The sequence below is a fragment of the Acidobacteriota bacterium genome (assembly GCA_016208495.1).
In the GTDB taxonomy this organism is placed as follows: domain Bacteria; phylum Acidobacteriota; class Blastocatellia; order Chloracidobacteriales; family Chloracidobacteriaceae; genus JACQXX01.
Genome location: JACQXX010000030.1, coordinates 57477 through 69731, shown reverse-complemented (window position 1 = coordinate 69731; position 12255 = coordinate 57477). Strand labels below are relative to the sequence as shown.

General features: G+C 51.9%; 8 protein-coding genes. 1 reads left to right on the top strand and 7 read right to left on the bottom strand.

The window, feature by feature from the left end; all coding sequences use genetic code 11:
* Positions 1-54: 54 nt before the first annotated feature.
* Together HY774_05575 and HY774_05570 are read right to left on the bottom strand one after the other, a co-directional pair.
* Positions 55-735: a hypothetical protein gene (locus tag HY774_05575; protein MBI4747936.1), complete on the bottom strand. Its 681-nt coding sequence runs from the start codon at positions 733-735 to the stop codon at positions 55-57.
* A gap of 192 nt (positions 736-927) precedes the next feature.
* Entirely contained in the window at positions 928-2709 is a 1782-nt protein-coding gene (locus HY774_05570) for a PAS domain-containing protein (GenBank protein MBI4747935.1), read from the bottom strand.
* A gap of 130 nt (positions 2710-2839) precedes the next feature.
* On the opposite strand from HY774_05570, the gene HY774_05565 reads away from it, so the two are divergent.
* Positions 2840-3178, top strand: coding sequence for a hypothetical protein (locus HY774_05565; GenBank protein MBI4747934.1), 339 nt, complete (start codon positions 2840-2842; stop codon positions 3176-3178).
* Between the two features lie 42 nt (positions 3179-3220).
* On the opposite strand, the gene HY774_05560 is transcribed toward HY774_05565, so the two are convergent.
* The 5 genes from HY774_05560 to HY774_05540 form a co-directional block, all read right to left on the bottom strand.
* Positions 3221-4456, bottom strand: coding sequence for a prepilin peptidase (locus HY774_05560; GenBank protein ID MBI4747933.1), 1236 nt, complete (start codon positions 4454-4456; stop codon positions 3221-3223).
* A 197-nt stretch (positions 4457-4653) separates the two neighbouring features.
* Positions 4654-6753 (bottom strand): elongation factor G, encoded by a 2100-nt coding sequence (gene fusA, locus HY774_05555; GenBank protein ID MBI4747932.1) that lies wholly within the window; start codon positions 6751-6753, stop codon positions 4654-4656.
* 717 nt (positions 6754-7470) lie between these two features.
* Positions 7471-7914: an Hsp20/alpha crystallin family protein gene (locus tag HY774_05550; GenBank protein MBI4747931.1), complete on the bottom strand. Its 444-nt coding sequence runs from the start codon at positions 7912-7914 to the stop codon at positions 7471-7473.
* Between the two features lie 257 nt (positions 7915-8171).
* The gene (locus tag HY774_05545; protein ID MBI4747930.1) at positions 8172-9683 is read right to left on the bottom strand and encodes a response regulator; all 1512 of its coding nucleotides are present in this window, start codon (positions 9681-9683) and stop codon (positions 8172-8174) included.
* A 417-nt stretch (positions 9684-10100) separates the two neighbouring features.
* Entirely contained in the window at positions 10101-12137 is a 2037-nt protein-coding gene (locus HY774_05540) for a 3-isopropylmalate dehydratase (GenBank protein MBI4747929.1), read from the bottom strand.
* Between the last annotated feature and the right edge of the window lie 118 nt (positions 12138-12255).

Below are 12255 nucleotides of genomic sequence, written 5' to 3'. Positions count from 1 at the left end.
GCAAACTGATTTTGCGGGGATATTGAAATAATCCAACCTCACACCCAAATGGGGTTACTGATTGATCGGTTCTTCCACGGGTTCTTCTTCTATTTTCTTCTCCTCTTTTTTCTTTTCATCTTTTTTAGGCTCTTCTTTTTTGACTTCTTCTACCTTGGGTGGAGGTGGCGGCGGTGGGGTTTCACGAAATCCCTTGTCCTGACCTTGCACCAGTAATCGTTCAAGGCGTTTTTCAGCCTCGGCCACTGGATCTGTTTCTGGTTCCGATGGGGTTGACGTGGTTGCGGTCTGGTTCGATTGAGGCTTTGAAAGCTTTTCGATCAAGAGCAAATCTGGGTGGACGTCTGATTTTGGCTCAGCAGCGATTTCCGGTTTTATTTCTTTCGGAGCGCTTTTCTCCTCCTGAGCTGCCTTTATTGCTTCCCGGGCCGCCTTTACCTCGGCTCGCCAGGCTTCTTCTTCGCCAGCCCGTTCTTCAGATGCCTTTTTATACATTTGTTCCCTGGCTTCTTCCGCTGGCGGTGCACCAAAATCTTCGTTGGTAAACACCTTCTTTCGGGGTTTTGTCGGTTGCTGGGCTGGTGGCTGCTGCTGTGAAGGGGAAGGTTCCTGGATTTGGATGGTCAACGGGATGGTCAGATCTCTGGCCAGAATCGTTGCTGAACCTGTTCCGACGAACCCGCAGAACAGCAAAATTGAGAGTGGTTGACGAAGTGAAGCAAGTATGTCCGACATACAAAAGACCTCCAAAATCAAGAAAAGTAAAAAGGCTGGACGACTTTTCGTCAGTAGTCAGTGATCAAGTGTTGGGACAATGATATTCGTGCCAGGTGGATTCAGTTCTAGTCGTGGTATTTATGAATAATTTCTTAAAGGCAGACAATAGGCTTTAAGGCTTTGGATTTTCTACTGACTACTGACTACTGACTACTGACTTGAAAGATTTCGATTGCAGGGCAAATAGCACGTGAAGGTGGTGCTGTGCCCTGGCTGGCTGGCGACTTCAACCCGTCCATTGTGACCTACAAACACTTTTTGCACAATAGCCAGTCCAATGCCGTATCCACGCGATTTGGTTGTGAAAAAGGGAATAAATACGCTGGCCAAATCGGAAGCCGGAATCCCAGAGCCGGTATCCGTGATGGTAATTCGGCAAAATTGGACTGCTTCGTCGCCTGGGTCAATCGGGTCGCTCGTGATGCGGACCTCCCGAAAAACTGCTTCGTCGGGAATGGCTTCGATGCCATTTTGGATCAAATTGAGAAATGCCCGACCAAGCAGTGTGGCATCACCCGCGACAGTGGGAAATTTCCCAGTGAGTACAATCTGGACCTGCCGTTTTTCGGCTTCTGGTCGAAGCCGATCACAGCAGGCATCAAGGAGTTCCTGCAGGTCCACCGGATGAAACTGGGTATCTTGAGGACGGGCAAAAGACAGGAAATCCGTCACCACCTGGGTGAGATGAGTGACTTCGGTCCGAAGTGCCCGGGCGGGCCGGGCCAATCCTGCATCGGTATCAGTTTCAATCATTTGCGCAAATCCGGAAATCGTGGCCAGCGAGTTCTTAAACTCATGGGCAATCCCGGCAGCCATTTCTCCCAGGCTCGCCAGCGTTTCTTTAAGTTGTAGTCCGTGGCGGAGTTCGACGATTTCGGTTTTGTCACTTACCAGGCATAACACCCCCTGCCAGGTGCCGGCCCGACCTGGAATCGGCGAAACGCTGGCTTCAAGGTAATGCCGTTTCCCACCCAGTTCCGCACTCACCTCAGTTGAACGCTGGGTTTCTCCGGTGCGCAACCCTTCCGCCACCAACGTTGCAATGGCAGGTGCTCCGGCAAAGAAATCCTGAAATGGGACCGAGGTAGGTTTGGGTTCCGGGAGCGGCAACCCTCCGTCAACTTTTACAAACAGTCGCCGGGCTTCAAGGTTGGTGATCGAAACCAGGCCGTCAATTGAAACCACAATCAGGGCATCGGGGATACTGACCACCAGGCGGTCGCTGAAGCGTTCACTTGATTCGGCCCGCACACGTTCCGCTTCACGCTGACGTTCTAGCTCTTTCCCTTTTACCTGAAGCCGGTCAATCATTTGCTGATAGCCTTCCATCACAAATCGGACTTCAGAAGTGTCGGTCAGCAGGGAAGGGTCTTCGAGTTCAGAAGGCTGGCGCAAAAAACTAAGTGCCTGTTTGGCAATCCAGAACACAAGTAAACTGCTGACCAGCCAGAGCGGGATTTCAAAAATCGCCCTGGAGGCCAGTTGGGCAACATTCATTCGATCAGGTGCAATGGTAAATTCAGCCTGCCCCCAGATCCGACCTTCGGTATCAACCAGTGGATAGCGCAAAACCTGAGAGGCGTTTGCCGAGGAAGGTGGTGCCGTGGGTGATGTGGTTGGAGGGGTTGTATTGGCCTGCGCCACGATCCCGGATGGCTGTGAAATAACCAGAAGGGCAGTGAGGTGTTGACGATGTAGCAATTCGACCAAACTGGCTGGCGTGATGGCGGACGGGCCATATTTCTGAATCAAAAACTGCAATCGCAGGGCAATGATCTGGGTTTCGGCTTTGTAGCGGTGCTCGCGTTCAGCGACAAATGCTTCGCGCAACTGATGATTGGCCCAAAGTCCAGCCAGATTGACACCAATCAGCAACCCAAGAAGGAGCAGCGGAAATAAAATCGCAATCCATCGCGGTGGCTGACGGCTCATAAGGCAGAATGAAGAATCCTGTTAGTGGTTAGTGGTTAGTGATGCCAGTTAAGAATTGAAAAAAGAGCGGATTTGAGCCCAGGAACTCCCGCGTAGGCACGCTAGCCCAGGGTGCAACCATGGGAAAACATTGCCTCCTCACCTCCCTCCCGGCTATCTGCCGCCTACGGCGGCGGCGGCTGGCCGGGCGGGGAAAAGGTGGGGAATGACCAGGTTCCCAGGGCTCGAAGACGAATACAATGGTGAGCGAGGCGCCGAAAACCCTGCAGGAAACGGGACCCGAACCAGCTTCCAGCGCCCATCCGGGCGCAACCCACTGCGGACCGACGCTCCGGTGGTGTGCCCAAAGCGGCAAACCACCGGCTATTGTCCGGCGCCCATCCGGGCGAAAGCCAATTCGGAGGAACCAAAATTCCATCCCCCATTTATGGGGACTTGTACTGAGGACCAAAACCACTTCAACTCTTAATTCGCATCACTAACCACTAGCCACTAACCACTCTCTTCATTCCTAGCGGCTCAGGTAATTCAAGGCATACTCCATGTATTTGTTGACCATCAGGTGGCCATAGAACAGAGCCACCAGTGCCCCAATGCCGAGTAAAACACCAAAGGGGACAATCGTATCAAGCGCGGAACGCCCCTGACGAATCAATCTGAGCCCGGTAATGACCATGCCGATCAGTGCGCCCAGCAGCATGGTCAAAAAGGTCAATTCAGAACCTAAAAAGGCGCCAACGAAGAGCATCATTTTGACGTCGCCCAATCCCATGCCTTCGCGTGAAGCCCGGAGAATGATGTCTCCGGTCTGGAGTTGATATTCTTTGGCGAGGGAGGAATCCGGAATTTCAGTAATTTTGACACCGCCGGACTCCGTTTCCGCGACCACACCGGAAAGCGATGTCACCTGCAACTCGGGAGAGCCGGTTTCATGCCGCTTAAAGTGGAGTTCTTCCTGGAGTTCCGGTGGGTATTCGGTAAAGTCACCGGCTTCAATGATCACATGGCTGATTCGGTTCTGACGGCGGATGGTGAGCCGGACAAAGGTTTCCGGGACGCATTCTTCAATCAGAAACGTGCTCAGGCGCTCAACCGAATCCATTCGAAACGTTCGCAATCGGAAATAACCAACACCAATCAGCCAGAGTGTGCCGCCGCCAATTGCCATCCCAACCAGGGCATTGATGATCGAGGCGGTGCGTCCAGTGGCGGTAAATGGAATTCCAGCCAGCAGCGCGAAGTCCCGCAGATACTCCACGCCAATAAAATTCAAGACAAACGCACGTACCACCAGAGACACCACCGTGCCTGGAAGCGTGATGGCATCCGGCAAGAGGTGTGTAAAGTAGTCAATGAAGATCAGGGCAATGATCGCACCGATGAAAAACAAGTTGGCCGCCAGATGTGGTGTGAGCCCAAACCGATAGAGTGCTCCGACAAACAGCAGGCCAGTTAAGAATTCAACCAGTGGATATTGGATGGAAATCAGCGCTTTACATTGACGGCACTTCCCACCCAGCAAGAGATAACTGAGGAGCGGGATATTGTCATAGCCCGCGATAATGGCGTGGCATTCCGGGCAAAAAGATCGTCCCTGCGTTTTGCCCCAGACAATGGATTCTCCACGTGGGACACGATAGATGACGACATTTAAGAAACTGCCGATACACAGCCCGAAAATGAAAGCAAAGGTACCCCAAAACCACATGGGCACCAGTTGGAGATCTGACCAGTAGGAAAGAAGCATAGGAGAGGATAGGGTTCAGGGTTCAGGGTTCAGGGTTCAGGGTTCAAGGATTCTGAATGGAGGGTGCTGACTGAACCAAAAGGCGAACCATCTGAAAGTTTCAAAGGAACTTTCAAATAATTAATAGATCAAATGAGGTAAAATTTCTCCAAACCAGAGGTTAAAACCCTGAACCCTGAACCCTGAACCCGAAATTATCATTCTTCCTCAACCTTCAGACGTCCAGCGGCCTGAGCTTCGGCCACAACTTTCTGGACCACCGAGGCTGGAGATTCGTCATAGCGCAAAAATTCCATCGTGTAGCTTCCACGAGCGCCAGTGATTGAATTTAAGCGGGGCATGTAATTGAGCATTTCCGAGAGTGGGACAAAGGATTTCAGCACAACTTGTGAGCCTTTGGTTTCGGTATTTTCAATGCGTCCGCGGCGAGTGTTCATATCGGCAATCAGGTCGCCGTAAAACTCACTCGGGGCCGTGACTTCAACCCGCATCACTGGCTCTAGCAGCACCATTTTGACTTTTTCCATGGCTGCCCGAAACGCTTTGCGTCCAGCGAGTTTAAATGACATTTCGTCTGAGTCCACCGTGTGATAGGACCCGTCAATCAGCTCAACCTGAAAGTCAACCATCGGATACCCGGCCAGGGCGCCCGTGGCTGCCGCTTCGATAATGCCTTTTTCAATCGCTGGTCGGAAGTTGGCTGGAACCGATCCGCCAAAGATTTTATCAATAAACTTAAAGCCTTCACCGCGTTCGGCTGGCGAGAAAATACAGACACAATCGCCAAACTGACCGCGCCCGCCAGTTTGTTTCTTATGGCGGCCCTGAACCTGAACCGAGCCTTTAAAGGTCTCGCGGTAGGCCACTTTCGGCTGATGCAGGATGACATCAACGCCATAGCGTTTCTTGAGGCGTTCAACTGTCATTTCAACGTGCAATTGACCGCTTCCAGCCAGCAAGAATTCCTTGGTTTGAGGATCTCGCAAATATCGGAGCGCCTGGTCTTGCTCCAAAATTTTGGCAATGGCGGTGGAAAGTTTGTCTTCATCGGTACGGGACTTTGGTTCGAGCGCAAACGCAATGGCGGGTTCTGGCAACACCACCGGGGTATACACAATCGGTGCGGCTTTGTCACAGAAGGTGTCGCCGGTGACAGTTTCCCTGAGTTTGGTCAGCGCCACGATATCGCCCGCGTGGGCTTCGGGGAGTTTTTCCAAATTTTTGCCGAGTACCGCCTGAACCGACCCCAGTTTTTCCATCGTGTTGCGGGTAATGTTAAACACGGTTGAATCACTTTTCAGCACTCCGGAATAAATTTTGCAGAGAGTAATGCGGTTGAATTGATCAATAAGCGTCTTAAAGACGAGGGCTGAGAAAGGTTCTTTGGCGTCAATTCGGCGGGTGATTTCTGTTTCCGGTTCATCCGGCGCGGTCCCTTTGGCTTCACCGAGCACATCTGGGCTTGGGGCAAATTTCACCAGCGCATTGAGCAGGTTTTGGATTCCGATATTGAGGTAGGCGGAGCCGACAAACACCGGCACCATCGCCCGGCTGGCCACACCAAGTCGAATCCCTTTGAGCAATTCGTCATCCGTGAGCGTGCCCTCCGAGAAAAATTGCTCCATCAAGTCATCATCCATTTCAGCCGCTTTTTCAATCAGGGCTTCGCGAGCCACCTGGGCGTCATCCTGCAAATCAGCCGGAATGTCGCTTTCTTTAAATTTTCCGCTCCCATCTTTTTCAAACAAAAAGGCCCGCATTGAAATCAGGTCAATCAATCCCTGGAAATTTTTCTCAGCGCCAATCGGAATTTGAAATGGAATGGCATGTGGCGAAAGGTCCTGTTTAATGGATTGGAAGCACTCGTCAAAGTTTGACTGATCCTTATCGAGCTTGTTGATAAAGATCATTTTCGGGATTTGAAATTCATCGGCGTAGGCCCAGGCTTTTTCCGTTCCGACACCAACTCCCTGGTTGGCATCCACCACGACCAGGGCGGTATCAGCGGCGCGCAAGGTGGCGCGGGCATCCAGAATAAATGCGTTTGCTCCTGGAGTATCAATCACATTGACCTTGTGGTCGTGCCATTCCAGGTAGGCCAGTGCTGAATACATCGAGACTTTGTGACCAATTTCAATGTCATCGAAATCAGTTGGAGCTGAACCATCATCAACCCGTCCAAGTCGGGAAACGGCACCGGCGGTAAACAGCATGGCCGCTGCCAGCGACGTTTTGCCAGAGTGGCCGTGTCCTGCCAGTCCAATATTGCGAATCTGTTGTGTGGTATAGACTTTCATACGAGGGTAAGTCTCCTTTCCTGACACATCGCTCGTTGAGGTCAGGGAGTGATTCCAATTGCCACGAGCGGCAGATGGGTGAGTGGGCGTGCAGTTTTGACGAAAAAGAGGTCCGGGAAGTCGTGTTGCCGAGGTTCGCCGACTGCCCGATACAAAGTTGACAAGTAGTTTGATTACAATGAGATGGAAACTGATGGGCGGATTGGCGAACGCTGCTGGAAGCAGAAAGTTTGGCGCGTCAAAACGGGCGAAATACTATCACAGCACTGAACGGGAACAAGCGCAAAATTCGCTGAAGCGTTGAACAGGAAAGAACGGCATCAACTGGCTGGCCAAAAACAAAAAAAGGAATGAGTCCCCCAAAAGGGTTCTCATTCCTTTAAAAAGCGACCTACCGTCACAGAGGAGAAATAACAGTCGAGGTTACAGCTGGATACTACGCGCGGCAAACCCCGATTTTGGGGTGTTCCCGATTTTCATTTGGGTCGAAGCCATTTTCTTTTGAGTTCGGTGGCACTTTCCCTGACAAAAGCTCAGACCCCATTGAAGTCTTTGGATTTCTTTTTCGTGTTTTTCGTGTTTTTCGTGGTTTCCTGTTCTGAAATTGGATCTCTCCGGGTGACTTTCGATAAAAACGGGAAGTTGTATTTTTACAGTCCCTAAGGGCTGAGGGTTAAAATACAAAACCTTCGAAAATCCGGAACCCGGAACCCGGGTTTAGTTGGCTTCAATTGTAATCTGGCGCGAACGCACGCTTTCTTTCTTCGGCAGGGTAATTGTCAATACACCTTCCTTCAAATCCGCCTTGACGGTATCAACGTCAATGGTGCTCGGAATTTTGAATGAGCGGGTAAATTGGCCAAAGAACCCTTCGACTCGATGATATTTGCGGGTGTCGTCATTGGGCAGTTCGCGGTTTCCCTTGAGGGTCAGCGTCTGGTTTTCAAAGTCTACGGTGACCTGGTTTGGCAACCAACCTGGCAATTCAGCCTGAACCACGAAGGCTTCGGCGGTCTCATACACAATCACGGCTGGACCCTGGGTCTGGCTCAGGGATGGAGATTCAAACCGTGTGAAGGAATCCTGCAGCCAGCGATTGAGCAGTTGATTTGAAAAAGCTGGTACGGCTGAAGCTGGGGTGCATGCAAGTGCTCGGGACATATCTTAATAACCTCCTGGTGTTCAATGAATGAACTGACGTCATGATGTGTAAATGTGTAAATGTTGATGTTGCTGCTATAATAAAAATCTGAGTGTATTGATGTCAAGTATATTTTACCGGAAATAACTAAGCTTTTGTTGAGTGTCTTAAAATGATGATTTTCTGACTGTTTCGCCAGAAACAACAAACCCCAGCTCGTGTCTGCAATCAGACTCAGGCTGGGGCAAGGGGCTCAACGCGTATTTTTAAGAAGCGATCACCCGGAAGATAAGGGAATCAGGTAATTCTGCTTGATGAGGGATTGGGCCAGCACCAGTGCCTCCAGGTCTCCGGTTAGAATCGCCAGGCAGTCCTGCAACGTACGCTGACCATTAAACACGGCCATTAAATAATTAAAATGGGCCGCCAGTTCCGGTTCGGTCGTGGTCAGTTGTTGGAGTTCAATTGTGGATTTAAACACCAGCGACTGATCTGGAAAGGTATCCATAATTTGCTGGGCCTGTTGATAGCGACGGATGGCTTCAACGACCAGCGTCTGGGTCGGGAGTTCAATGGTGTCGCTGGCTGTCACCTGACAGGATCGAAATTCAAAATCGCCAGTCAACCAGTACACCGCTTTATAAATGACCATCCGCCCTTGAATCGAGTCCAGGATCGCGTTGATAACCTGACCATCGCTGATATACACCCAGGCTTTATATGGTTTTGAGCGAAGTGTCAAAATACCGGTATTCTTTTTTGAATCAAGGAATTGCAGGAGTTCAACCACGCTCATTTCCGAAAGCCGTCCTGATAAATCGGCGGGTGGGCGCAGCCGCTTCAACAGATTCCGCATTTTGAAGAGCAGTTCAGGCAATACAAACGGCTTGACCCAGTATTCCTCGACTCCCTGAGCCAGGGCCGCCAGTCGTTCTTCTTCCTGGCCACGCGAAGACATGCAAACAAACGGAACTTCGCTCAGGGTTGGGTGTTGCCGCAAGGCGGTAAAGAACTCACACCCATCCATGCGCGGCATAATCAAGTCCGAAACAATCAGGGTTGGCTTCTGTTCAATCGCTTTGGCCAGTGCTTCTTCGCCATTGGCCGCCGTGATGATTTTACAGTCAAATGGAATGAAAAGAGTGGTTAAGACCTGGAGCATTTCCGAGTCGTCGTCAACAATCAGAAGGGTTTGTTCAGGAAATTTGTCGCTGACTTTCGGAAACATCCCCTGGCTGGGCAAGGCTGCTTTATCAAGCACCCAGGACCCGGATGATTCAACGGATTTGCCTTCCGGCCCAACCCGCATCATCTCCATAAACTCGCCACGGTATAATTGATCTTTTTTCCCAAGTGGCGGCAGGCTTTCAATAAAGGCTACCGCTTCGGTTCGCTGCTGGTTGGTGATGAAGGAATCAAGTGCCTGCCGAATATGTTGGGCGGCTTCATCATAGCGTTTCAACTGGGTATAGATCTCAACCAGCGGGCGAATAATGGCTGGACGCTGCTCTTTGGTCGCAAGGCGTTCCGCCTGTCGCAGCAGGCCCAGGGCGAGATCAATGGATTGGCGCTGGCGGTGGATGTCTGCCGCCCGGGCCAGGATTTCGGCGGCTTTATTATTCTCGCCAATTTCCTGATACAGGGCACTGAGTTCCTGGAGGGCGTGGACGCTGTTGGGATTGGTGCGGAGTTCTTGTTCGTAGCGGTCAATTTCACGCCGGGCTTTGGCGTCGTCCAGCATCGTGGACATCTGGTGCGTGATCGAGCGAATTTGGTCGAACAGTCCCATACGATCTTCCTTGGTGAACGGTAAGTTTCCCCTGGCTTGTCGTGTGTGGTTGCAAGCTGAAACCCAACGCCCGCCAGACTTTCGCTGGCTGAGGTGAACGTGAGTGGTTTCGAAAACCCCGCTGGTTGCCCCCTTGGAAGTGTCTTGAAAATAGCGGAAAGGAAAAGATGGAGGTGGTAAGCATGCACGGCTTTGGGTTCACGGGCAACTGTCTTTTTGCAGGGAGCCCAAAAGAAGTTTGACCGAATATTCCGGCGATTGAGGGGCACAGGTTTGGGTTCCAGGGTTCGGGGTTCAGGGCTAGAAAGGACATAAAGGACGAAAAGGACATAAATTCGAAAACCCTGAACCCTGAACCCTGAACCCTGAACCCTGAACCCTGAACCCTGAACCCTGAACCCTGAACCCTAACTGGCATTATTTACCCTGGGCGATGTGCTTTGGAATAGCTGGTTTATATTCCGTAATGCGCCCGGCAATCGCTGAGGCGGCAACGGTCAGGGGACTGGCCAGATACATTTGTCCCGGTCCGCTCCGGCCAGGAAAGTTTCGGTTGATGGCCGAAATGGTGATCTGGTCGGGTCGGGTACTGACACCCGGCCCGGCACTGATACAGGCACCGCAGCTTGGTTCGATGACCTGGGCGCCGACCTTCTCAAAGATTTCCAGATACCCGCGTGCCACGCTGTATTCCCGAACTTCCTGTGAGCCAAATTGAATAAAGCACTGGACCGAGTCGGCCACTCGATTTCCCTGATCAAGTGCTTCGCGAAAGACCTGGGCATAGAGATCCATGTCTTCGGCTTTGCCGCCGGTGCAGGAGCCGCCGTAGGCAATATCAATTTTGACCGGCTCGGTCAGTTCATCAATCGCCACGCCATTGCCCGGGTCGCCGGGCAGGGCAACCAGCGGTCGCATGGCTGAGGCATCAATTTCGATGACTCTGGCATATTCGGCATCCGGGTCGCTGTACCGGCCAGCACAGAGCCGTTCGGCTTCAGCCCGTGACATGCCGCGTTGGGCAATCAGGTACTCGACCGTTTTTTCATCAGCCGCCACAATGCCGGTAAAGGCACCGACTTCGGCGGCCATATTGGTCATTGTGGCGCGCTCGTCAATGGACAGGGCAGCCACGGCTTCGCCGGTATATTCGACAATGCTGCCGATGGCTTCGCCATTTTTGACATAGGGGTGTCGCAAAATCTCCAGCATAAAGTCTTTGGCCGTCAGGCTTTCCGGTTTGCGACCATGAACCACGATTTTGACTGATGGCGGTACCTTGACCCGCACATCCTGGGTAATCCAGGCATTAAAGACATCGGTTGTGCCAATGCCGAAGGCAATACATCCGACAGCGCCTGAATGGGTCGTGTGTGAGTCCGAACCGACGATGATCTGTCCGGGGAGCACATAGGATTGCAACATTTTGCTGTGACAGATGGCTTCTGACCCTTTGCGGTCAGTGAGTTCGCCGTGGAGCGTGAGTCCCTGCTGGCTGGCAAATGACTGTTGTTTAATAGCCAGTCCGGCGGCGGCGTCAAGCAACCCAAGTTTGCGGCGTTCTGGCGACAAAACCTGATCCAGAAAGGTCAAATGATCGCGGAACAGGAGCACTGATTCCGGATGAGTGACTTTTTCATCTGCGCCAACATACTTTTCAAAAAAGCTGGCGGCCATCGGCGTCACATATTCATGGCTGAATCGCCAGTCAACCCGCACAAAACCGGCATCTCCTGGTTTAACGGCGGCGACGCCAAGTTGATTGTGGGCCAGATCCACCACCATGTGCTCGGCAAAAATCTTCTCCGCGAGCGTCATCGGGCGCGGGGCCGTGGTGATTTCCGGAATGCTGACCTTGCCCTGGAGTCGGGCCAGATTGAAGGCAAACAGCCCGCCATATTCAATAATTTGCCGCGTGATGTCGTCTGCGTCCCTGGTAAATTCGGACAACGGGATTTCTTCACCGGCTTTGATTTTGTCGAGCAGCGCAAAATTCGTTGACGTCAAAATGCCCAGGTTCTGGCAATTCTGGTTGTAAATGCGCTCAATATTTTCGGCAATCACAACCTGAATCCCGGCAGTGAGTTCGGCAAACGGCGATTGCTCGCGGCTGGAGCCTTTTCCACGACGGGTGCCTGAAACCGAGACCGCAAAGCCACCCTGGCGGATGTCATTTCGGCCAATCGGCAACTGGTCGCCGCATTTCAAGCCGACGTAGGGAAATTCACCCAATGTCTCATCATAGTAATAACACACATACCCAGGGGTAATTTCGTCGGTGCTGATGTTGTCGCGTAATTTCAGGGCCGGGTTATCCGGTGACCAGTCAAGGTCTTGACCAGCCAGTTGCTGTTTGATCACGGCGGGGTCTTCGGTGAGGTACAAAATCCGGCCAGTCATCGTGAGCGAGTCCGCTCGACGTTGAAGAGAACGAGTAAGAAGGCTTTGAATCATAGCGTGTAGGTAGAGAGGGAGAAGGGGATAGGGGTCAGGGGTCAGGGGTCAGGAAAAGACAAAAAAGATCAAAAGGACATAAAGGACGAAAAAGACATAAATATCGAAAACCCGGAAC